Here is a 20,871-nt window from a genome sequence, read left to right on the forward strand (position 1 = left end):
ACCAGCCAGGAACGGATTTCCGAGCACCCGGATCGGGATGCTAGAGTTTCACTCGTTGCAAGGGCCTGTGGCGCAGTCTGGTAGCGCACCTCGTTCGCATCGAGGGGGTCTGGGGTTCAAATCCCCACAGGTCCACCGCAGCTCAGAGCCCCAGTCGGAGAGATCCGGCTGGGGCTCTTTGGCGTCGTACAGCAGCGAAGTACAGCAACGACTACTTCCGATCTTTGCCGTCGAGATGCTTGCCGAGCTTCCGCAGTGCCTTGCGCGTCGCTTCAGATGTGCGTACCTCGGACATGGGCGTGTCACCCCCATGTCACCAGCTCTCACCTGCGGCAAGCGTGGTAGCGAAGTCGGACAGCCGGATGCTGCCGGATTCGATTCTTGATGGGATGGGCGGGGAGCCGCTGAGTAGGTGGCAGCATCACCAAGACTTCGGGGGCAAGACCGAGCTCCTGTAGTGAGGCCCGGTACAGGGCGCAGAGCAGCGGGGCGTAGAACTCGCTAGGAGCGACCTTTCCGCTCTCCCAGCGGATCAACTGACGACGTACAGAGTCCAGCTCGGGTAGGGGATGGCCCTGTGAGGCGGCCGTTTTGATCAGCTCACGGGCGGCGTCTGTGAGGGACCAGCCCAACGCAAGTCGTGCTGTCTGTAGTTCGGTCTTGGGCGTCACGGTTGAGACAATGACTGTCGATCGATTCGACACGGCTTGGAGTCCTTCGAATCGGTTGGGCCGTGTCCGCTGCAACCGGGCGCGGCCCGCTCAGTGTGTGGTCGTTACCCGCTAGGCGCCTCGGCCTTTGCCCAACGGGAGACAGTGGCCCGCGAGATGCCGGTCAGCTCAGCGATACGCCGATACGGCACCCCGGCATCGATCGCGTCGAGGACCACGGGGCGAATCACTCCGTCGATCTGCTCAAGCTCCTCGGCAAGATGGCGGCGTCGCTGTCCAGGATCAACAAGACGACGCACAGCTGCCGCGCGCCGATCTTCTGGAGTGCCTGACGGATCTTGGGCCAACGGGACGACGGGACTGGCTTCCCGAACTCGCTGCGAGGCGGGGGGCTCTTGCCTTCGGCCTCCGGTTGCGCTGTCTCTATCGGCTTCCGGCCGTCGCTGCGTAGATCACTTCCCGGGCCCGCATCGCGGGCCGGCGCGCGGCTCGGGGCTCGCGTCCGCGCCCCTGCCTACGGCGGGCGCGGCCCCGGCCCCGGCCTCGCGCCACCACATACCCCCGGGGTGATCACGCGTCACACTCTGACCCCGCCAAGGGCCGATGCACCGGACCGATCCTGATTCCCCACCCTTGACCCACACCACCGGGCCCAATACGTGCCCTAGTTCCGGAGCCTGATGACGACCGTGCGGTGCTCGAATTTGATATGCATGAGCCTGGGATGTGACCTTCGTCTGAGGCCGTTCCACAGAAGCAACGATTCGCGGTCGTAGCTGAGGAGGTCGGGATCACCATCAAGAAACGACACGTTCTTGGCTGAAGTTTCCGCAACTTGCACATAATGTCTACCTTCGCGCTCCCACAGACTGACTTCGCGGCCTGTTTGGAGGACAAACAGAGGGCGATCCGTCAAGTAGGGGTCGTCATAGCCGGTGGGCTGCGAGCGGGTCAGGCTGACGTCCACCTGGCCCAGAGAAACGTGCTCACTGTGTAAACGTCGATACTCGCGGCACACGCGGAGGCGTCCGACGGCGAACCGATGGTACGCAATGATCGGCCAACCGATAGCGACACCAGCGAACGCCAGCGCCACCCCGGCACCCCAAGTGACGCCGAGTATCGCCGCCGCACCACCCACGAGCACGAGGTAAGCCATGTTGGTGTCTTACCCCTTTGCCGCGCTTTGCAGTACAGCAGCGAAGTACAGCAACCACCATGACCACAGCCAACGGTCATCCACTCCAAGTAGCCGTCCGACCAGCCGAGGAGACCTCAGCGACCTCCATGCCCGTAGTTCGCATCGAGGGGGTCTGGGGTTCAAATCCCCACAGGTCCACTGCACATGAGATCCCGTCCGGTTCTTCGAACCGGGCGGGATCTTTGCTGTGCCGGAGGTTCTACCGCAAGGGCTTCGCGAAGCAGCGGCTCAGGTTCTCGAAGCGGTAGTGGCCGAACTTGGCGGGGGCCGGGGTGTAGCCGGTCGAGGTGTAGAGCGCTATGGCCTCCGGCTGCTTCGTGCCCGTCTCCAGGACCATGCGCGTACGTCCTGCCGCCCTCGCGTGATCCTCCAGGGCCGCCAGGATGCGGCGGGCCAGGCCGAGGCCGCGGGCCTCCGGGGTGACGTACATGCGCTTGATCTCCGCGTCGCCGTGCGCGTAGCCCTCGTCGTTCTCCTCGTGACCGCGCCAGCCGCCGGTGGCCAGTGCGGTGCCGTTCTCGTCGTACGCGACGAGGTACAGGCCGTTCGGTGCCGCGAACATCGCCGGGTCGAGGGGGGTGACGTCGCCGTCGTCGCCGTACCGCTGCGCGTACTCGAGCTGGACGCGGTCGTTGAGCTCGACCGCGTCGGGGTGGTCGAAGGGGGTGGGGCGCAGCTCGACGGCGGGCCGCTGCGGTGGTGACTGGATACTCATGCGAACCATCGTACTTCTATGCGGTGGATGTGGTGGATGTGGTGGATGCGGTGGCCAGGTGGCCAGGTGGCCAGGCGGTCTGGTGGCCAGGTGGCCTCGTGGTGTGCGGCTGTCGGTTGTCCATCAAGTGTGCCGGTATCGTTCCCGGATGCTCACTGTGACCTCTGTGAATGTGAACGGGCTGCGCGCCGCCGCCAAGAAGGGCTTCGTGCAGTGGCTCGCCGAGACCTCGGCCGACGTGCTCTGCCTCCAGGAGGTACGGGCCGAGCCGCAGCAGCTGCCGGAGGAGGTGGGGGCCCCCGAGGGGTGGCACGTCACACACGCGCCGGCCGCCGCCAAGGGGCGCGCGGGTGTCTCCCTCTATACGCGCCGTGAGCCGGACCGCGTGCAGGTCGGGTTCGGGTCGGAGGAGTTCGACGGCAGCGGGCGCTACATCGAGGCCGATCTGCCCGGCGTCACCGTCGCGAGCCTTTATCTGCCTTCCGGTGAGGTCGGCACGGAGCGGCAGGACGAGAAGATCCGCTTCATGGGGGAGTTCCTCACCTACCTGAAGGGGCTCAAGAAGCGGGCCGCCGCCGAGGGGCGCCAGGTGGTGGTCTGCGGCGACTGGAACATCGCGCACCAGGAGGCCGACCTCAAGAACTGGAAGGGCAACAAGAAGAACTCGGGCTTCCTGCCCGAGGAGCGTGCCTGGCTCAGTGAGGTCTTCGAGGGTGAGTACGTCGATGTGGTGCGGGCGCTGCATCCCGGTGTCGAGGGGCCGTACTCCTGGTGGTCCTACCGGGGGCGCGCTTTTGACAATGATTCAGGTTGGCGCATCGACTATCACGTGGCGACGTCCGGGCTCGCGGAGCGCGCGGTCAAGGGCTTCGTGGAGCGTGCGGCCAGTCATGAGGAGCGGTGGTCGGACCACGCGCCCGTCACGGTGGTCTACGAGATGTGAGGCCGCGCGGCGGCATGGCGTGTTGCGGGCACGTACCTGACAATGGCTCAACTGTCAGCCGTGTGGGGGAGACTTCATGTCCGGTATGTCATTGCCGTCTCGTCGGGGTGTGCTGCTCGGTGCTCTGGGTGCCGGGATCGGGGCGGGTCTGCCGCCGGCTGCCGCGTCACCCGCAGCCGCCTCCGGAGAGGTGCCCCGGGGTACGCCGCCCGTGCTCCTCACGGAGCAGGCGACCCGGCGGATTCTCGTACTCGACCCGCGGCGCAGGGTCTGGGACACGGATGCCGACCCGTCCGTCGTGCGGTGGGCGTTCTCGCCGCTGGATCGGCCGGGGTACAAGGACCTTCGGCCGGACGTCAGCTGGGTCTATCCGAGCGAGTCGAAGGTGCGCAGACACAGGGGGCGTACGTACGTCCTGACGGCCGCGTCCTTCGGCTTCGTCGCCGTCGTCGACTTCCCCTCGGGCAGGCGCTATTGGGGCACGGCGATCGGACCCGGCGACGACCTCTTCAATCCGCACAGCGCGGAGATCCTGCCGGACGGCAACGTCGCGGTGGCGTGCAGCACGGGCGCGCTGGTCAGGCTGTACGCGGCCTCGCAGGGTCCGCGTGCGTCGCGGTACGCCGAGGCGGAGCTCAAGGGCGCGCACGGGCTGCACTGGGACGGTGCGCGCGAGGTGCTGTGGGCCATCGGCGACGACGAGCTCGTCACGTACGCCGTGGGCGGCACACGGGCCCGGCCCACGCTGACGCGGCGGTTCTCGGTCGGCCTCCCGATCGGTACGCCGGGCAAGACCCCCGGCGGCCACGACCTCTTCCCCGTGGCCGGCCGTCCCGGGCGGCTCTGGGTGACGACGAACGCGTCCGTCTTCCAGTACGACATCGGGAGCGAGGCCTTCGTGCAGGACTTCGCCGGGGCCGCGGAGATCTCCCGGAAGTCGGTGAAGGGCGTCGGCGATGATCCGCGGACGGGGCAGGTCGTCACCACGGTGCCGGAGGGCGGGCTCGAGGAGACCTGGTGGACGACGAAGGTGAGCGTGCATCGCCCTGCCGGGGAGTACAAGCTCGTCAACGGCGGTATCTACAAGGCGCGTTGGTTCCTGCCGAGGTGAGGGGTGGCTGACGGGCCGGGTTCAGGTTCCGTCCTCGGACGCCTTCTCCGAAGCCAGGCGGCGGTCCAGCGCCATCGACAGTTCCGCCTCCACCACGCTCTTCGCCAGCGGGCGCAGGCGTTCGATGCTCACCGTGCCCGCGTCGGCGGGCGTGTGGGTGCGGATGATCGTGATGAACAACTCCGCCAGCGCGTCAGCGTGTTCGCGTACGCGCTGGCCGGCCTCCAGGACCGCGGACAGGGGGATGCCCTCGCGGACCAGTGCCGATGAGACGTCCAGGAGGCGGCGGCTCACGTGCACGATCTCCTCGCCGTCCGTGCCGAGATAGCCGAGGTCGAGGGCGGCCGCGAGGTTCTCGGGGGTGACCTCGCCCGCGAAGTGGTCGGCCAGTTCCTCGGGGGTGAGGCGGACCGGGGTCTCCTCGGTGGGTTCGCCGATGCCCAGGAGCTCGCCGACGTCGCGGCCGTTCTCGAAGGCCTCCGCCAGTTCCGCGATGCCGCTGAGGGTGTGGCCGCGGTCCAGGAGCGCGGCGATCGTGCGGAGTCTGGCCAGGTGGTGGTCGTCGTACCAGGCGATGCGGCCCTCGCGGCGGGGCGGCGGGATCAGGCCGCGCTCACGGTAGAAGCGCACGGTGCGCACCGTGATGCCGGCCGCCTTGGCCAGCTCCTCCATGCGGTACTCGCGTGTCTCTGCCACGGCAGCAGCCTATGTGCTGCCGGGTCGAGCAGGTGTTCCCCATGCACTACCGGGGGTAACTCGCGATGCCAGACCCCTACCCATCAGTACGCGGCTGTTCTACTCTCCCAATTGCGCCAGTGGTCACTGGCAGAGTCGTGAAGCAGTTCGGGAGGCGACGGCATGGCCGAGGACGAGCGCCGGCAGGAACGCGGGCAGGGGCGCGAGCAAGGGGGCGAACGCGAGCATGTGCGGGTGGCGGTGATCGGGTCCGGATTCGGTGGGCTCGGTGCCGCGGTCCGGCTGCGCCGCGAAGGCGTCACCGACTTCGTCGTCCTGGAGCGGGCGGGCGCGGTGGGCGGCACCTGGCGGGACAACAGCTATCCGGGCTGCGCGTGCGACGTGCCCTCGCACCTGTACTCGTTCTCCTTCGCGCCCAACCCGGACTGGCCGCGCACCTTCTCGGGCCAGGGGAAGATCCAGGAGTACCTGGAGCAGATCGCCGACACCTTCCGCCTCCGCTCGCACATCCGCCTCAACACCGAGGTGACACTGCTGCGTTGGGACGCGGACAACCTGTGGTGGGAGGTCGAGACCAGCAACGGCACCCTGACCGCCGACATCGTCGTCTCCGCCACCGGGCCGCTCTCCGACCCCAAGCTCCCGGACATCCCCGGCCTCGACACCTTCGAGGGCAAGGTCTTCCACTCCGCGCGCTGGGACCACGACTACGACCTGCGCGGCAAGCGCGTCGCGATGATCGGCACCGGTGCGTCCGCCATCCAGATCGTGCCCGCCATCCAGCGCGAGGTCGGCAGGCTCACGCTCTTCCAGCGCACCCCGCCCTGGGTGATGCCGCGCATGGACCGCGCCATCACCAAGGCAGAGCGCTGGCTGCACCGCCGGCTGCCGTTCACCACGCAGGCCCGGCGCGGAATCCTGTGGGGCATACGGGAGTTGCAGGTCCAGGCGTTCACCAAGCGGCCGAACGAGCTCGGCGCGGTCGAGCAGCTCGCCAAGCGGAACATCGCCCGCGCCATCAAGGACCCGTCGCTGCGGGCCAAGCTGACGCCCTCGTACCGCATCGGCTGCAAGCGGATCCTGCTCTCCAACACGTACTACCCGGCACTCGCGCAGCCCAATGTGGACGTCGTCGACAGCGGGCTCAGCGAGGTGCGCGGGAACACCGTCGTCGCCGCCGACGGCACCGAGACCGAGGTCGACGCGATCATCTTCGGTACGGGCTTCCATGTGACGGACATGCCGATCGCCGACCGCGTGGTGGGGGCCGACGGCGGGACGCTGATGGAGTCCTGGAAGGACGGGATGAAGTCCCTGCGCGGCGCGACCGCGGCGGGCTTCCCCAACTTCATGACGGTCATCGGCCCCAACACCGGTCTCGGCAACTCCTCGATGATCCTGATGATCGAGTCGCAGCTGAACTATCTCGCCGACTACGTGCGGCAGTTGGCTCTGCTCGCTCCCCCTGGGCGCGGCGACCGGGCCGCGCTCGCCGTGCGGACGAGCGCCGTGCACGCCTGGAACGACAAGGTGCAGGAGCGCATGAAGCGCACCGTGTGGAACACGGGTGGCTGCAACAGCTGGTACCTCGACGAGAACGGTGTGAACACGACGATCTGGCCGGGTACGACGACCGAGTTCCGGGGCGCCACGCGGCGGGTGGATCTCGCGGAGTACGAGGTGGTGCGGCCACCGAAGGCGAGTGCGCGGGCGGCGTCGCCGAAGTCCCGTAGGACGAAGAAGGTCGAGGCGGGCGCATGAGCAGGCTGACACACGTGACGAGCGGGCCCTTCGCCCCGCCGCCCGCCGCGCGGGAACTGACCGTCATCTCGGCGGACGGCGCGCGGCTGCACGCCGAGGTGCACGGCCCACAGGGCGCGCCCGCGGTGGTGCTCGCGCACGGGTGGACCTGCTCGACCGCCTTCTGGGCGGCGCAGATACGTGCCCTGACCGTCGACCACCGGGTGATCGCGTACGACCAGCGGGGCCACGGGCGCAGTGCCGCGCCCGCCGGGCTCGAGGGGTACAGCACGACCGCCCTCGCCGACGACCTGGAGGCGGTGCTCGCGGCGACGCTGGAGCCGGGCGAGAAGGCCGTGATCGCCGGGCACTCCATGGGCGGCATGACGATCATGGCCGCGAGTGCGCGGCCGGGGTTCCGGGAGCACGCGGCGGCGGCTTTGCTGTGCAGCACGGGGAGTTCGCGGCTCGTCGCCGAGTCGCTCGTGGTGCCGATGCGGGCCGGGTGGGTACGGACGCGGCTCACGCGATCGGTCCTTGGCGCGAAGGCGCCGCTGGGTCCCGTGACGCCCATGGCCCGCAAGGTCCTCAAGTACGCGACGATGGGTGCGGGTTCGCCCCCGGAGCGGGTCGAGGTGTGTGCGCGGATCGTGCACGGGTGCCCGAGGGTGGTGCGCTACCGCTGGTCGCACGTCCTCGACGAGCTCGAACTCGACGCGGGCGTGCTGGAGTTGACGGTGCCGACCGCGGTCATCGCGGGCACGGCGGACCGGATGACGCCCGTCGCGGGCGCGCGCCGCATCGCCGGAATGCTGCCGGACTCCCTCGGTCTCACCGAACTGCCGGGTCTGGGTCACATGACGCCGGTGGAGGCGCCGGAAGCCGTCACGGCGAGCATCAGGAATCTCGTGGCGTCGTACGTACGGATGGCCGATCAGCAGGTCCAGGATCAGGTCCAGGGGCTCGAAGGGAGCAGCGCATGAGCAGGGTCAGCCTTGAGGGTCAGGTCGCGGTCGTCACCGGGGCGGCGCGGGGCGTGGGCGAGTTGCTCGCGCGGAAGCTGTCGGCGCGGGGCGCGAAGGTCGCACTCGTGGGTCTGGAGCCGGACGAGCTGAAGCAGGTCGCGGGGCGGCTGCACACCGAGAGCGAGGCCTGGCACGCGGACGTGACGGATCACGTCGCGATGGCGCGGGTCGCCCAGGAGGTCAAGGAGCGGTTCGGGAAGGTCGACATCGTCGTCGCCAACGCGGGCGTCGCCAACGGCGGTCCTTTCGTCGAGTCCGACCCCGAGGCGTGGCGGCGGGTGATCGAGGTCAACCTCATCGGCAGCGCGGTGACGGGACGGGCGTTCCTGCCGGTCCTGATGGAGAGCCGCGGGTATCTCCTCCAGATCGCCTCGCTCGCGGCGATCACGCCGGCGCCGATGATGACGGCGTACTGCGCGTCGAAGTCGGGCGTCGAGGCGTACGCGCACTGTCTGCGGGCCGAGGTCGGCTACAAGGGCGTGAAGGTGGGCGTCGGTTACCTGTCCTGGACGGACACGGACATGGTGCGGGGCGCGGACCAGGACGACGTGATGCGGGAGCTGCGGCAGCGGCTGCCGTGGCCGTCCAACAAGACGTACCCGCTGGGCCCGGCGGTGGACCGGATCGTGGCCGGCATCGAGCGGCGCTCCAGCCACGTGTACGCGCAGTGGTGGCTGCGGGGGATGCAGGGCATCCGGGGGTATCTGCCGGGAGTGATCGGCTCGGTCGGGCAGCGCGAGATGCGGAGGTTCGGGCCTCGGCTGGGGTCGGTCTCCACGGGGCTCGTGGGGGCGGGGGGCTCCGCCGACGAGCAGGGGCGTGCGGGGCGGTAGCTGACCCCTTGGGCAGAGCGAAACCGGCGGCAGAGCGGCCGGGGGCAGAGCGGCCGGGGACAGAGCGAAGCCCACCCGGCGTCCCGGGTGGGCTTCGCTGGTCAAAGCTCGGCGCAGCGTCAGGCGTCGTAGTCCTGGTTGAACTTGTCCTGCTGCTCCTGCGCCGCCCGCTGTGCCTCATCGGGGGACTTCGCGGAACGCTCCCGCGACTCCTCCTGGGCCTGCTGGCCGCGCTCCTGCGCGTCGTCACGGGCCTGCGAGGCGCGCTCGCTCGCCTCGTCCTTCTCGCTGCCCATGGCGCCCTTCGCCTTGCCGGCGAGGTCGTTGGCCTTGTCCTGGAACTGGTCCTTGATGCCCATGCGGTTCACTCCTAGAGGGTGAGGTTGGAAGGGCCTCGACCAGACTGACATGGGGTGTCTTTCCTCGCATTTCGATCATTAACGGGCAGTCACCAGCTCCTCCAGGGGCCCGCTACTCCCGCTGCGGCAGCTTCGGCCGCCGCCTGTCCGGCACGTCCTCCAGACCCGGTGGCGTCGCCGCCGCCTGCCGTTCCAGGAGGTCCAGCGCGACGCCCACCGCGTCGTCGAGCTGCGCGTGCCGGCCCTCCGCCCAGTCCAGGGGCGTGCGCAGGACCTCCAGGTCGGGGGTCACGCCGTGGTTCTCCACGGACCAGCCGTACTCGTCGAACCACCCCGCGTTCATCGGCACCGTGATGACCGTCCCGTCGCCGAGTACGTGCCGCCCGGTCATCCCCACCACGCCGCCCCACGTCCGCTGGCCCACCACAGGGCCGAGGCCAAGGAGCTTGAAGGCCGCCGTGATCATGTCGCCGTCCGAGGACGTCGCCTCGTCGGCCAGGGCCACCACGGGGCCTCGGGGTGCGTTCGAGGCGTACGACACCGGCTGGGCGTTCCTCGTCAGGTCCCAGCCGAGGATCTTCCGTGTCAGCTTCTCGATCACCAGCTCGCTGATGTGGCCGCCCGCGTTGCCGCGCACGTCCACGATCAGGGCAGGGCGCGACACCTCCAGGCGCAGGTCCCGGTTGAACTGGGCCCAGCCGGAGCCGCCCATGTCGGGGATGTGGAGGTAGCCGCACCTGCCCCCGCTCAACTCCCGTACGACGTCGCGTCGTTTGGCGACCCAGTCCTGGTAGCGCAGGGGGCGTTCGTTGATGAGGGGGACGATCGCCACCCTCCTCGGCCCGCCTTCCCGCTCCGCGGGCTGGAACGTCAGCTCCACCGTCGTGCCGCCCGCCGCCGCGAGCAGCGGGAAGGGGCCCGTCACCGGGTCCACCGGGCGGCCGTCGATGTGCGTGAGGATCGCGCCCTCGCGGATGCCCGCACCCGCGAGCGGCGAGCGGGCCTTGGAGTCGGACGAGTCGCCGGGCAGGATCCGCTTGATCATCCAACTGCCGTCGCGGCAGACCAGGTTGGCGCCAAGGAGGCCCATCGCCCGCTGGTAGTGGGGTGGCCCCTCGTTGCGGCGAGCGGCGGAGACGTACGCATGTGAAGTGCCCAGTTCGCCCAGGACCTCGCGGAGCAGGTCCGCGAACTCGTCGGGGGACGCGACCCGTTCGACCAGCGGACGGTACTGGTCGAGGACCGCGGGCCAGTCGATGCCGCACATGTGCGGCTCCCAGAAGTAGGCGCGGATGAGGCGGCCCGCCTCGTCGTAGGCCTGGCGCCACTCGGCCGCCGGGTCGACCTCGTGCAGGATGCGGCGCAGGTCGATCCAGACGGTCGTGTCGACGTCGCCGGTCTCCGTCGACGGCACCGCGCGCAGGTCGCCCTCGTCGACCACCACGAGCCGTGAGCCGTCGCCGCTGAGCGCGAACCAGTCGAGGTGGTCGACCAGCGCGGACTTCTGCCCCTTGGTGATGTTGAAGTACTCCAGGGTGGGGCGCCCCGAGGTGTCCGACGGGTTGGCGAAGGTCTCGCCGAGCGCGCCCGAGATCGGCCAGCGCAGCCAGACGAGGCCGCCGCCGCTGACCGGCTGGAGGGCCGAGTACTTCGACGCCGAGACCGGGAACGGCGTCACCCTGCTCTCCAGGCCCTCCACCTCCACCATGACCGTGCCGTCCTCCGAACTGCCGTCGGCCGGGTCGAGTCCGCCCGCCGCCGGGCGGCCGTCGGGGGAGAGGGCGAAGGGGGAGGGGGTCGCCGACGAGAGGGGGACCAGGTAGGGGCGGCAGCCGAGCGGGAAGGACAGGTCGCCGGTGTGCACGTCGTAGACCGGGTCGAAGCCGCGCCAGGACAGGAAGGCCAGATAGCGGCCGTCGCGGGTGAAGACCGGGTTCTCGTCCTCGAAGCGGCCGTTGGTCACGTCGACGATGATGCGCAGGGTGCCGGGACCGTCGATGCGGGCCATCTTGATCTGCCGCAGTGAGCGGCCGATGCCCGGATGCGACCAGGTCAGCCAGGCCCCGTCCGGGGAGAACGCGAGGTCGCGCACCGGGCCGTTGACGGAGCGGATCAGCTCCGTCACCTCGCCGTCGGACTCCTCGGACGCGTCGACGAGGAGCAGCCGCCCGTCGTTCGACGCGATCGCGAGGCGTTCGCCTTCGGGGTCGGAGATCAGCTCCAGGACCCGGCCGAGCTCTCCCTGCGCCAGCCTGCGCGGCTCGCGCGCGCCGCTCGCGCGCGGCAGGTAGGCGATCTCGACGGCGTCCTCGCCCTCCGCGTCGGTGACGTAGGCGACCTGCCCGCCCTTGCCGAGCATCTCCGGGAGCCGCACGCGCACGCCGGGGGTGTCCGTGATGGTGCGGGCGGGCCCGTCGCGGTGCGTGAGCCAGTACAGGCTGCCGCGTACGACGACGGCGCTGGCCCGGCCCGTCGTGTCCACGGAGAGCGAGTCGACGTGCTGCGCGGCCGGCACCTGGTAGATCCGCCGTCCGGCGCGCGGGCCGCCCAGGCGTACGTCGAGGCGGCGCGGCACGGAGCCGGCGGACAGGTCGTCCACCAGCCAGACGTCGCCCGCGCACTGGTAGACGACACGCGTGCCGTCGCTGGACGCGTGCCGGGCGTAGAACGCGTCGTGATCGGTGTGCCGCCGCAGGTCGGAGCCGTCCGGCAGGCAGGAGTAGAGGTTGCCGACGCCTTCGTGGTCGGAGAGGAAGGCGATCCTGCCGTCCACGAACATCGGGGCGTCCAGATGCCCCTCGAGGTCGGGCAGGACCTGCTTGCCGTGCATCCACAGGCGGCCCATGGCGCCGCCCCGGTAGCGCTTCCAGGCGGCGGGCTCGTGCGGCGGCTTGCCGGTCAGGAGGAGGGTCTTGCGTTCGCCGTCGATGTCGTTGACCGCGATGTCGTACACCGGCCCCCAGGGCAGCTTGCCACCGGGCGAGCCGTCGGTCGGCACGCTGTAGGCCCAGCAGAAGTACGAGAAGGGCTGGCCGTGCGAGGAGACGGCGAGGATGTCGCCGTCGGGGGACCAGCCGCAGACCCGGGTGTCCGTGCTCCCCCAGTAGGTGAGGCGCCGGGCCGGGCCGCCGTCCACCGGGGCGAGGTGGATCTCCGGGTCGAGGCTGCGCCATGTCGTGTACGCGATGTGGCGGCCGTCCGGCGAGAAGCGTGGGTGGCTCACCTTGGTCCGGTCGACGGTCACCCGCCAGGCCCGGCCCGCCGGGTCGCCGGCCGGGCTCAGCGGGGCCACCCAGAGGTCGTCCTCGGCCGCGAAACAGAGGCGGTCGCCGCTGAGGTGCGGAAATCGCAGGTAGGCGTGGTCAGCATGGGCTTCATCGCGCGCGTCGGTCACTTCACCATGCTTTTCCGGTGCGCAGGGCCCGGCAACTCGTGCAGGGGGTGAAAGGAGGAGCCGGGGGCGGGGAGCGGGTGACGCAGCACACGTACGAAACGGTTTCGTTTCGTTAAGGCCGCGGGTAGAGTCATGGCGTACGGAACGGCTTCGACGAGGGTTCGGCGGGTTCGTTCGACGGGTTCGACGAGGGAGCGGAGGGATCATGGCTGAGGCGGCAACGGCGCGGCGCAGCCGGATCACGCCCGAGCGTGAGGCCGAGCTGTACGCGGCCGTGCTCGATCTGCTCCGTGAGGTCGGCTACGAGGCGCTGACGATGGACGCCATCGCGGCCCGCGCCAAATCCAGCAAGGCCACCCTCTACCGCCAGTGGGGGAGCAAGCCCGAGCTGGTCGGCAGGGCGCTGCGGCACAACAAGCCGGTGTCCATGGAGGACATCGACACCGGTTCCCTGCGGGGCGACCTGCTGGAGACCGCGAACCGTTCGGACGACTGTCAGATGGAGCGGGACGCCGCACTGATGCGGAGCCTGTTCCACGCCATCCACGACAACCCCGAACTCCACCAGGCGCTGCGGCAGTTGCTCATCGAGCCGGAGATCACCGGCCTGAACGCACTGCTGCGCAGGGCGGTGGAGCGCGGCGAAGTGGCCGCGGACAACCCGGCGTTGGGTTACGTCGTCCACATGATGGTCGGCGGCTTCATCGCCCGTGACCTGATCGAGGACCGCACGGTCGACCGTGAGTTCCTCCGTTCCTACATCGACGCCGTGATTCTCCCCGCTCTCGGCGTCTGACAGAACCCTCTCAACCCCTCAACCCCCTTACAAGACAGCCCTGTTGCACCTTTCCACCTGACGCGACCGCTCACGTCGTCGGGCTGATCCCCCCTGCCCTGTAGACACCACGACCTGACCGGGAGTACGCCCTCGTGGCCACTTTCCTCTACAAACTAGGCCGACTCGCCTTCAGGCGACGGCACTTCGTCGCCCTGATCTGGGTGGCGCTCCTGACGCTCGCCGGAGTCGGCGCCGCGTCCGCGCCCACCGCCGCCTCCAGCTCCTTCTCCATCCCGGGTACGGAGGCCCAGAAGGCCTTCGACCTGCTCGAAGAGCGCGCGCCCGAAGCCAGTGCGGACGGTGCGAGCGCCCGGGTCGTCTTCAAGGCGCCGGACGGCGAGAAGGTCACCGACCCGGCCAACAAGTCCGAGATCCAGAAGACCGTCGCCGCCCTCAAGTCCGGTTCGGACGAGGTCGCGAGGGCGGACAGCCCCTTCCAGACCAAGACGGTCAGCAAGGACGGCTCCACGGCGTACGCCTCGGTCTCGTACAAGGTCACCTCGATGGAGCTGACCGACGAGAGCCGTGACGCCCTGGAGAAGACGACCGAGCAGGCGCGCGAGTCCGGGCTCACGGTCGAGGTCGGCGGCGACGCGCTGCAGGCGATGCCCGAGACCGGGGCCACCGAGATCATCGGCATCGCGGTCGCGGCCGTCGTCCTCGTCATCACCTTCGGATCGCTGATCGCGGCGGGGCTTCCGCTCCTTACCGCACTGATCGGCGTGGGCATCGGTGTCTCCTCGATCACCGCGCTCGCCAGCGCGCTCGACCTGGGTACGACCACGTCCACGCTCGCCATGATGATCGGCCTCGCGGTCGGCATCGACTACGCGCTCTTCATCGTCTCGCGCTACCGCGGCGAACTCGCCGACGGCAGGGACCGGGAGGACGCGGCCGGGCGTGCGGTGGGGACGGCCGGTTCGGCCGTGGTCTTCGCCGGGCTCACCGTGGTCATCGCGCTGGTCGGCCTCGCCGTGGTGAACATCCCGATGCTCACCAAGATGGGCTTCGCGGCGGCCGGCACGGTGGTCATCGCCGTACTCATCGCACTCACCCTGATCCCGGCGCTGCTGGGGTACGCGGGCAAGAAGGTCAAGCCCACGGGCGAGAAGAGCAAGGTGCTTGGCGGCGGCAAGAAGAAGGCGGCTGCTGAGGAGAAGGCCCCGAAGGACAACCTCGGCACCCGCTGGGCGCGCTTCGTGGTCCGCCGTCCGCTCACCGTCCTGCTCATCGGTGTCATCGGCCTGGGCGCCGCCGCGCTGCCCGTGTCCTCTCTCGAACTGGGCCTCCCGGACGACGGCTCGCAGCCGACGTCCACGACCCAGCGCAAGGCGTACGACCTGGTCTCGGAGGGATTCGGGCCCGGCTTCAACGGCCCGCTGATGACGGTGGCCGACCTCGAAGGGACCAAGGACCCGAAGGCCGCGGCGGGCGAGATCACCAAGACGATCTCCGGCGTCGACGACGTCCTCTCGGTCGCCCCGCCGATGATCAACAAGGCGGGCGACACGGCGATCATCAGTGTCGTCCCGTCGTCCAAGCCCAGCGGCATCGAGACCGAGAACCTCGTGCACTCGATCCGTGACGCGGGCGCGGACATCAAGGCGGACACCGGCGCGAGCGTCATGGTGACCGGCACGACGGCCATGAACATCGACGTCTCCGAGAAGCTGAACGACGCCCTGCTGCCCTACCTGGCCCTGGTCGTCGGCCTCGCCTTCCTCCTCCTGATCGTCGTCTTCCGCTCGATCCTGGTCCCGCTCAAGGCGGCACTCGGCTTCCTGCTCTCGGTCCTCGCGGCCCTGGGCGCGGTCGTCGCGGTCTTCCAGTGGGGCTGGCTCGGCTCGCTCTTCGGAGTGGAGCAGACCGGCCCGATCATGAGCATGATGCCGATCTTCATGGTGGGCGTCGTCTTCGGCCTCGCGATGGACTACGAGGTGTTCCTCGTGACGCGCATGCGAGAGGCGTACGTCCACGGGGAGCGGCCAGGTCAGGCGATCGTGACCGGCTTCCGGCACGGGGCGCGGGTGGTCTCGGCGGCGGCGGTCATCATGATCGCGGTCTTCGCGGGATTCATCGGTTCGTCCGAGCAGATGGTGAAGATGATCGGCTTCGGCCTCGCGATCGCGGTCTTCTTCGACGCGTTCATCGTGCGGATGGCGCTGGTCCCGGCGGTGCTCGCGCTGCTCGGCAAGAGGGCGTGGTGGCTGCCGAGGTGGCTGGACCGTGCGCTGCCGAACGTGGATGTCGAGGGCGAGGGGCTGCGGGACGCCGATGCGGCGGACGCCGGTCAGGAGACGGACGCCGATCGGGAGCCTGTCCGGGTCTGACGGGGCGGCGCCGAGGATCGGGGGCGGGGTGAGCGCAGCAGGAATCGCGCTCGCCCCGCCCCCGTCGGGCTTCCGGTCCGCGGGGCCCCGACGGGGAGCGGGAACTCGTGCGCGTCTGACGTGCAGGTCAGCTGATCTGCACGTCAGACCACGTCAGACCACGTCAGACCACGTCAGACCACGTCAGACCACGTCAGTGCGGGACGGGGGCCGTCGCGTACGTGCGGCGCAGGAAGCGGATCAGTGCCGAGGCGTCGAACTGCACCACCGCCACCCCCTGCGCCGAGTGGAACTCCATGACCGTCTGGACCCGCCCGCAGGGCCAGATGTGCACGTCGCCGCTGGTCGTCGGGGCCCGCAGGCCCTGTTCGAGCAGCTGACGGGCGACGGTCCACTCGTGGGAACCGGGGAGGCCGATCCGCACCGACTGCGGGTCGGCCTCCGGGTCGTACCGGAGGACGGCGGGGACGGCGAGCTGGTCGTCGGGGGAGTCCGTGACCACGTGGGCGCGTGCGTACTGCTCTACTGCGGACATCGCCGAACTCCTCACCGTCACGTGCCTTCTGCCCTCTAATGTCCCATATATTCCGATTCTCGCTCCAAGTGTGACCGGGATAACTGGGTACCCACCGCTCTTGCAAGCCGTTCGCAACAAGGCACTATCATTGAACGGTTCACGAGCGATCCGCTCTGCTCTCTCTTCCTGTCCTGCCCAGGAGCGCGCGCATGCATGTCCCCGACGGATTCATCAACGCACCCGTCTCCGCCGCCACCGGGGTCATCGCCGCCGGAGCGATCGCCGTCAGCCTCCGTGGCGCGCGGCGCGAGCTGGACGAACGGACCGCGCCGCTGGCCGGCCTCGTGGCCGCGTTCATCTTCGCCGTGCAGATGCTGAACTTCCCGGTCGCCGCCGGCACCAGCGGACACCTGCTCGGCGGCGCGCTCGCCGCGATACTCGTCGGCCCCTATACCGGCGTCCTGTGCGTGTCCGTCGTCCTGCTCATGCAGGGCGTCCTCTTCGCCGACGGCGGCCTGACCGCGCTCGGCGTGAACATCACGGACATGGCGATCGTCACGACCGTCGTGGCCTACCTCATCTTCCGCGGCCTGGTGAAGGTGCTCCCGCGCACCCGCCGCTCCATCACCGCAGCCTCCTTCGTCGCCGCGCTGATCTCCGTGCCCGCCGCCGCGGTCGCCTTCACCTTCCTCTACGCCCTCGGCGGCACCACCGACGTCTCCATCGGCAAGGTCGCCACCGCCATGGTCGGCGTGCACGTCCTCATCGGCATCGGCGAGGCGGCCATCACCGCACTCACCGTCGGCGCCGTCATCGCCGTCCGCCCCGACCTCGTGTACGGGGCCCGCGGCCTGACCCAGAAGCTCAAGCTCCGGGTCGGCGGCGAACTGGTCGACGCGCCGGCTGCCGAAGAGCCCGCCCCCGTCGCCGCACGCTCCTCGCACCGCAAGGTGTGGATCGCGGGCCTGGTCACCTCCCTCGTCCTCCCGGGCTTCGTCAGCTTCTACGCCTCCGCGAACCCCGACGGCCTGGAGAAGGTCGCCGCCGACAAGGGCATCGACAAGAAGACCGAGGAACACGCCACCTCGGACTCCCCCCTCGCCGACTACGGCGTCAAGGACATCACCGACAGCCGCCTCTCCGGCGGCCTCGCGGGCGTGATCGGCGTCGGCGTCACCGTCGTCGCCGGCTCGACGGTCTTCTGGGTGCTGCGACGCCGCCGTACGACGGACGTGGACCCGGCGTCCACGGCGGTCGTCTCCTCGGAGAACACCTGACATGGGCGCGGGCCACGCCCACCGGCTCTACCGCCACGGCCACTCACCCGTCCACGCCCTGCCCCCGCACACCAAGCTGGCGGCGGTCTTCTGCTTCGTGGTCGTGGTGGTCTCCACGCCGCGCGAGGCGATGTGGGCGTTCGGTCTGTACGCGCTGCTGCTCGGCGTGGTGGCGTACGCGTCCCGCGTCCCGCTGCCCTTCCTCCTGAAGCGGCTGCTCATCGAGGTGCCTTTCGTGGCGTTCGCGGTGCTCATGCCGTTCGTGGCGGAGGGCGAGCGCGTCGACGTACTGGGCATGTCCCTGAGCGTGAACGGCCTCTGGGGCGCCTGGAACGTCCTGGCCAAGGGCACGCTGGGCGTCGCGGCCTCGGTGCTCCTCGCCTCCACCACCGAACTGCGCGCGCTGCTCCTCGGCCTCCAGCGGCTGAAGCTGCCGCCGCTGCTCGTCCAGATCGCCTCGTTCATGATCCGCTACGGCGACGTGATCACGGACGAGATGCGCCGCATGAAGATCGCGCGTGAGTCACGCGGCTTCGAGGCACGGGGCGTGAGCCAGTGGGGCGTCCTCGCGAAGTCCGCGGGCGCGCTCTTCATCCGCTCGTACGAGAGGGGCGAGCGGGTGCACCTCGCGATGGTCAGCCGGGGATACGCCGGTTCGATGCCGGTGATCGACGAGGTGACGGCGTCGCGTGCGCAGTGGACGTACGCGCTGGCACTCCCGTCCGCCGCTCTTGTCGTCTGCGTGTTGGGATGGACCCTGTGACTGCCGCACCCGCACCCGCACCCTCCCTCGAAGTGGCCGGACTGGCCTTCGCCTACCCCGACGGGCACCAGGCGCTCTTCGGCGTCGACATGACGATCGGCCGCGGCGAGCGGGTGGCGCTGCTCGGCCCGAACGGCGCGGGCAAGACGACGCTCGTCCTGCACCTGAACGGCATCCTGACCGGCGGCGCGGGCACGGTCACCGTCGCGGGCCTGCCCGTGGGCAAGCAGCACATGGCGGAGATCAGACGCCGGGTCGGCATCGTCTTCCAGGACCCGGACGACCAGCTCTTCATGCCGACGGTGCGGGAGGACGTGGCGTTCGGCCCGGCGGCGGCCGGGATGCGCGGCCCCGAACTGGAGGCCAGGGTCCACAAGGCGCTGTCACAGGTGGGCATGGCCGAGTTCGCGGACCGCCCGCCGCACCACCTCTCCTTCGGGCAGCGCAGGCGGGTCGCGGTGGCGACGGTCCTCGCGATGGAGCCGGAGATCCTGGTCCTCGACGAGCCCTCGTCGAACCTGGACCCGGCTTCGCGCCGCGAACTGGCCGACATCCTGCGGTCGTTGGACGTGACGGTCCTGATGGTGACGCACGACCTGCCGTACGCACTCGAACTGTGCCCCCGGGCCCTGATCCTGAGCGAGGGCGTGATCGCGGCGGACGGGCCGACGGGTGAACTCCTCGCGGACGAGACCTTGATGGGCGCGCACCGGCTTGAGCTGCCGTTCGGCTTCGATCCGAAGACGGTGAAGGTGAACCGGTAGGGAATCCATGCCTTCGGGCGGCTGTTGGCTCTGAACTGCCGTTCCCCTTCCCCCTGCCGAACAGTGAGATGTGCTCAGGGCGTGGGCTGTTCCTCGTCGAGGTCGTCGCCGACCGATGGGGCGTCACTCAGCGGACCGGGCCCGGAAAGGCGGTGTGGGCCGAGGTGGCGGTGCTGGGGTCCGCTGCTGGGGTGTAGGAGGCCGCCAGGCTGGGCGAGTTGCAGAAAGATTCCGCCGCCACGCCGAGCTCACGGCGTGGCGGCGGAAGTTTTCTGCAACTCGCCCCCGTCCAGCCGCATCTCGCCCCGGCCGCCCCTCAACCCGCGTGCAGCATCAACCCGATCCCCGCCACCATCAATCCCGCGGCCACCAGCCTCGGCGCCCCGAACTTCTCCTTGAAGAACACCGTCCCGATCGCCGCCCCCACAATGATCGAAGACTCCCGCAGCGCCGAGATGGGTGCCAGCTCCGCCTTCGTCTGGGCCCACAGGACCAGGCCGTACGCGGCCACGGAGAGGGCCGCGCCGAGGAGCCCCACCGCCGCGAACGGGCGCAGCCGGGCCACGAAAGCCCCGCGCCAGCGGTACGCCGCGTACACCGGAATCGCGAGGCCCTCCAGGATCATCAACCACGCGATGTAGCCCATGGAGGAACCGGAGGCCCGGACGCCGAGTCCGTCCACCACCGTGTAAGCCGCGATCGAGACACCCGTGGCCAACGCCGCGCCGATCGCCGCCCAGTCGGGCCGCCGTCCCGTTCCGCGTATGCCCCACAGGGCGAGTCCCGTCAGGCCCGCGCAGGAGACCGCGACGCCCGCCGCCTGCCAGGCGTCCGGGATCTCGCCCGCGAAGACCGCCGCGAGCACCGTCACCACCAGCGGCGCGGTCCCGCGTGCGATCGGGTACGCCTGGCCGAAGTCGCCCAGCTTGAACGACTTCATGAGCAGGGCGTAATAGCCGATGTGGATCGCCGCGGACACGATCAGGTACGGCCACGCGCCCGCGGCCGGTATCGCCGCGAACGGGGCGATGAGCAGGCCGATCAGCAACCCGCCGCCCGATATGAGCGTGAAGCCGACCAGCTTGTCCGTGATGTGGTGCGCGATCGCGTTCCAGCTCGCGTGCGTGACGGCGGCAAGCAGCACCGCCGCCGCGACCAGCGGCGTCACTTGGCGAGCTCGCGCACGTCCACCAGGGTGCCGTTCGCGTGGCCGACCAGGTCCTTGGGGGACATCGGGAAGACAGCGTAGGGAGTGCCCGCCGCCGCCCACACCACCTCGTGGTCCAGCAGGGAGCGGTCCGCGAGGACCCGCGTCCGCGTCGCGTGACCGAAGGGCGGTACGCCGCCGATCGCGTAACCCGTGGTCTCCCGCACGACGTCCGCCTTCGCGCGCGTCACCTTCTCGGCGCCGAGCTCCCGCCGTACGAGCTCCAGGTCCACCCGCGACGCGCCGTCCATCAGGACCAGGACAGGAACCCCGTCCGCCGCGAAGATCAGTGACTTGCAGATCTGGCTCAGCTCGCAGCCGATGGCCGCGGCGGCCTCCTGGGCGGTCCGCGTCGCCTCCGGGAAGCGGCGGACCTCGCCGACGAGTCCGGCGAGGCCGAGCTCGGTCAGAGCCGCGGCGAAACGGGGGTGGGCGGGGGAATCTGTAGCGCTCATGCCCGGCACGCTAGCGGTCCGTGTACCGGGCA

General features: G+C 69.9%; 19 protein-coding genes and 1 tRNA gene. 11 read left to right on the forward strand and 9 right to left on the reverse strand.

The window, feature by feature from the left end; translation table 11 throughout:
* Positions 1-61: 61 nt before the first annotated feature.
* Positions 62-135 (forward strand) — tRNA-Ala (locus AC5P1C_RS08850).
* A gap of 640 nt (positions 136-775) precedes the next feature.
* On the opposite strand, the gene AC5P1C_RS08855 is transcribed toward AC5P1C_RS08850, so the two are convergent.
* The 3 genes from AC5P1C_RS08855 to AC5P1C_RS08865 all read right to left on the reverse strand — a co-directional run bounded on the left by AC5P1C_RS08855 (position 776) and on the right by AC5P1C_RS08865 (position 2,587).
* Positions 776-970 carry a helix-turn-helix domain-containing protein gene (locus tag AC5P1C_RS08855; protein WP_493865367.1) on the reverse strand — a complete coding sequence of 65 codons (195 nt, stop codon included), beginning with the start codon at positions 968-970 and terminating at the stop codon, positions 776-778.
* A 365-nt stretch (positions 971-1,335) separates the two neighbouring features.
* On the reverse strand, positions 1,336-1,830 hold the full coding sequence (locus AC5P1C_RS08860; RefSeq protein ID WP_493865129.1) for a hypothetical protein: 495 nt from the start codon (positions 1,828-1,830) through the stop codon (positions 1,336-1,338).
* 241 nt (positions 1,831-2,071) lie between these two features.
* Positions 2,072-2,587 carry a GNAT family N-acetyltransferase gene (locus AC5P1C_RS08865; RefSeq protein ID WP_493865130.1) on the reverse strand — a complete coding sequence of 172 codons (516 nt, stop codon included), beginning with the start codon at positions 2,585-2,587 and terminating at the stop codon, positions 2,072-2,074.
* A 148-nt stretch (positions 2,588-2,735) separates the two neighbouring features.
* On the opposite strand from AC5P1C_RS08865, the gene AC5P1C_RS08870 reads away from it, so the two are divergent.
* Both AC5P1C_RS08870 and AC5P1C_RS08875 read left to right on the forward strand, forming a co-directional pair.
* Entirely contained in the window at positions 2,736-3,530 is a 795-nt protein-coding gene (locus AC5P1C_RS08870) for an exodeoxyribonuclease III (protein ID WP_493865131.1), read from the forward strand.
* Between the two features lie 76 nt (positions 3,531-3,606).
* Entirely contained in the window at positions 3,607-4,641 is a 1,035-nt protein-coding gene (locus AC5P1C_RS08875; protein ID WP_493865132.1) for a DUF6528 family protein, read from the forward strand.
* A gap of 21 nt (positions 4,642-4,662) precedes the next feature.
* Here AC5P1C_RS08875 and AC5P1C_RS08880 read toward each other — a convergent pair whose 3' ends face one another.
* The gene (locus AC5P1C_RS08880) at positions 4,663-5,313 is read right to left on the reverse strand and encodes a MerR family transcriptional regulator (protein WP_493865368.1); all 651 of its coding nucleotides are present in this window, start codon (positions 5,311-5,313) and stop codon (positions 4,663-4,665) included.
* 186 nt (positions 5,314-5,499) lie between these two features.
* Here AC5P1C_RS08880 and AC5P1C_RS08885 point away from each other — a divergent pair, with 186 nt between their 5' ends.
* Genes AC5P1C_RS08885 through AC5P1C_RS08895 form a run of 3 tightly spaced genes read left to right on the forward strand, consistent with a single transcriptional unit; the run spans position 5,500 to position 8,935 of the window.
* Positions 5,500-7,098, forward strand: a complete 1,599-nt coding sequence (locus AC5P1C_RS08885) for a flavin-containing monooxygenase (RefSeq protein WP_493865133.1) — start codon at positions 5,500-5,502, stop codon at positions 7,096-7,098.
* Positions 7,095-8,060: an alpha/beta fold hydrolase gene (locus AC5P1C_RS08890; RefSeq protein WP_493865134.1), complete on the forward strand. Its 966-nt coding sequence runs from the start codon at positions 7,095-7,097 to the stop codon at positions 8,058-8,060. The genes AC5P1C_RS08885 and AC5P1C_RS08890 overlap by 4 nt, the downstream gene beginning before the upstream one ends.
* Positions 8,057-8,935: an SDR family oxidoreductase gene (locus tag AC5P1C_RS08895; RefSeq protein WP_493865135.1), complete on the forward strand. Its 879-nt coding sequence runs from the start codon at positions 8,057-8,059 to the stop codon at positions 8,933-8,935. Before AC5P1C_RS08890 ends, AC5P1C_RS08895 begins: the two co-directional genes overlap by 4 nt.
* Before the next feature lie 119 nt (positions 8,936-9,054).
* Here AC5P1C_RS08895 and AC5P1C_RS08900 read toward each other — a convergent pair whose 3' ends face one another.
* Together AC5P1C_RS08900 and AC5P1C_RS08905 are read right to left on the reverse strand one after the other, a co-directional pair.
* Entirely contained in the window at positions 9,055-9,294 is a 240-nt protein-coding gene (locus AC5P1C_RS08900) for a hypothetical protein (RefSeq protein ID WP_493865136.1), read from the reverse strand.
* Positions 9,295-9,406: 112 nt separating this feature from the next.
* On the reverse strand, positions 9,407-12,895 hold the full coding sequence (locus tag AC5P1C_RS08905) for a S41 family peptidase (protein ID WP_493865137.1): 3,489 nt from the start codon (positions 12,893-12,895) through the stop codon (positions 9,407-9,409).
* Here AC5P1C_RS08905 and AC5P1C_RS08910 point away from each other — a divergent pair.
* Both AC5P1C_RS08910 and AC5P1C_RS08915 read left to right on the forward strand, forming a co-directional pair.
* The gene (locus AC5P1C_RS08910; protein ID WP_493865138.1) at positions 12,894-13,484 is read left to right on the forward strand and encodes a TetR/AcrR family transcriptional regulator; all 591 of its coding nucleotides are present in this window, start codon (positions 12,894-12,896) and stop codon (positions 13,482-13,484) included. The genes AC5P1C_RS08905 and AC5P1C_RS08910 overlap by 2 nt on opposite strands.
* A 134-nt stretch (positions 13,485-13,618) precedes the next feature.
* Positions 13,619-15,856, forward strand: coding sequence for an MMPL family transporter (locus tag AC5P1C_RS08915; RefSeq protein WP_493865139.1), 2,238 nt, complete (start codon positions 13,619-13,621; stop codon positions 15,854-15,856).
* A gap of 193 nt (positions 15,857-16,049) precedes the next feature.
* Here AC5P1C_RS08915 and AC5P1C_RS08920 read toward each other — a convergent pair whose 3' ends face one another.
* A complete protein-coding gene (locus tag AC5P1C_RS08920; protein WP_493865140.1) occupies positions 16,050-16,391 on the reverse strand; it encodes an SsgA family sporulation/cell division regulator in 342 nt (113 codons plus the stop codon).
* A gap of 191 nt (positions 16,392-16,582) precedes the next feature.
* Between AC5P1C_RS08920 and AC5P1C_RS08925 the strand changes: the two genes are divergently transcribed.
* Genes AC5P1C_RS08925 through AC5P1C_RS08935 form a run of 3 tightly spaced genes read left to right on the forward strand, consistent with a single transcriptional unit; the run spans position 16,583 to position 19,177 of the window.
* Positions 16,583-17,650: an energy-coupling factor ABC transporter permease gene (locus AC5P1C_RS08925; protein WP_493865141.1), complete on the forward strand. Its 1,068-nt coding sequence runs from the start codon at positions 16,583-16,585 to the stop codon at positions 17,648-17,650.
* 1 nt (position 17,651) lies between these two features.
* Positions 17,652-18,413 (forward strand): cobalt ECF transporter T component CbiQ, encoded by a 762-nt coding sequence (gene cbiQ / locus AC5P1C_RS08930; RefSeq protein WP_493865142.1) that lies wholly within the window; start codon positions 17,652-17,654, stop codon positions 18,411-18,413.
* A complete protein-coding gene (locus tag AC5P1C_RS08935; RefSeq protein WP_493865143.1) occupies positions 18,401-19,177 on the forward strand; it encodes an energy-coupling factor ABC transporter ATP-binding protein in 777 nt (258 codons plus the stop codon). The genes cbiQ and AC5P1C_RS08935 overlap by 13 nt, the downstream gene beginning before the upstream one ends.
* A gap of 316 nt (positions 19,178-19,493) precedes the next feature.
* Here the strand turns inward: AC5P1C_RS08935 and AC5P1C_RS08940 are convergent, their stop codons facing one another.
* Positions 19,494-20,345 (reverse strand): EamA family transporter, encoded by an 852-nt coding sequence (locus AC5P1C_RS08940; protein WP_493865144.1) that lies wholly within the window; start codon positions 20,343-20,345, stop codon positions 19,494-19,496.
* The gene (locus tag AC5P1C_RS08945; protein WP_493865145.1) at positions 20,342-20,839 is read right to left on the reverse strand and encodes a YbaK/EbsC family protein; all 498 of its coding nucleotides are present in this window, start codon (positions 20,837-20,839) and stop codon (positions 20,342-20,344) included. Before AC5P1C_RS08945 ends, AC5P1C_RS08940 begins: the two co-directional genes overlap by 4 nt.
* Positions 20,840-20,871: the final 32 nt, after the last annotated feature.

This window comes from Streptomyces sp. A18 (assembly GCF_059026065.1).

Bases quoted from the DNA above. Each gene is read 5' to 3' on its own strand.
- AC5P1C_RS08860 (WP_493865129.1), bottom strand. From the start codon at position 1,830: ATGGCTTACCTCGTGCTCGTGGGTGGTGCGGCGGCGATACTCGGCGTC.
- AC5P1C_RS08865 (WP_493865130.1), bottom strand. From the start codon at position 2,587: ATGAGTATCCAGTCACCACCGCAGCGGCCCGCCGTCGAGCTGCGCCCC.
- AC5P1C_RS08870 (WP_493865131.1), top strand. From the start codon at position 2,736: ATGCTCACTGTGACCTCTGTGAATGTGAACGGGCTGCGCGCCGCCGCC.
- AC5P1C_RS08875 (WP_493865132.1), top strand. From the start codon at position 3,607: ATGTCCGGTATGTCATTGCCGTCTCGTCGGGGTGTGCTGCTCGGTGCT.
- AC5P1C_RS08880 (WP_493865368.1), bottom strand. From the start codon at position 5,313: ATGGAGGAGCTGGCCAAGGCGGCCGGCATCACGGTGCGCACCGTGCGC.
- AC5P1C_RS08885 (WP_493865133.1), top strand. From the start codon at position 5,500: ATGGCCGAGGACGAGCGCCGGCAGGAACGCGGGCAGGGGCGCGAGCAA.
- AC5P1C_RS08890 (WP_493865134.1), top strand. From the start codon at position 7,095: ATGAGCAGGCTGACACACGTGACGAGCGGGCCCTTCGCCCCGCCGCCC.
- AC5P1C_RS08895 (WP_493865135.1), top strand. From the start codon at position 8,057: ATGAGCAGGGTCAGCCTTGAGGGTCAGGTCGCGGTCGTCACCGGGGCG.
- AC5P1C_RS08900 (WP_493865136.1), bottom strand. From the start codon at position 9,294: ATGGGCATCAAGGACCAGTTCCAGGACAAGGCCAACGACCTCGCCGGC.
- AC5P1C_RS08910 (WP_493865138.1), top strand. From the start codon at position 12,894: ATGGCTGAGGCGGCAACGGCGCGGCGCAGCCGGATCACGCCCGAGCGT.
- AC5P1C_RS08905 (WP_493865137.1), bottom strand. From the start codon at position 12,895: ATGATCCCTCCGCTCCCTCGTCGAACCCGTCGAACGAACCCGCCGAAC.
- AC5P1C_RS08920 (WP_493865140.1), bottom strand. From the start codon at position 16,391: ATGTCCGCAGTAGAGCAGTACGCACGCGCCCACGTGGTCACGGACTCC.
- AC5P1C_RS08925 (WP_493865141.1), top strand. From the start codon at position 16,583: ATGCATGTCCCCGACGGATTCATCAACGCACCCGTCTCCGCCGCCACC.
- cbiQ (WP_493865142.1), top strand. From the start codon at position 17,652: ATGGGCGCGGGCCACGCCCACCGGCTCTACCGCCACGGCCACTCACCC.
- AC5P1C_RS08935 (WP_493865143.1), top strand. From the start codon at position 18,401: ATGGACCCTGTGACTGCCGCACCCGCACCCGCACCCTCCCTCGAAGTG.
- AC5P1C_RS08945 (WP_493865145.1), bottom strand. From the start codon at position 20,839: ATGAGCGCTACAGATTCCCCCGCCCACCCCCGTTTCGCCGCGGCTCTG.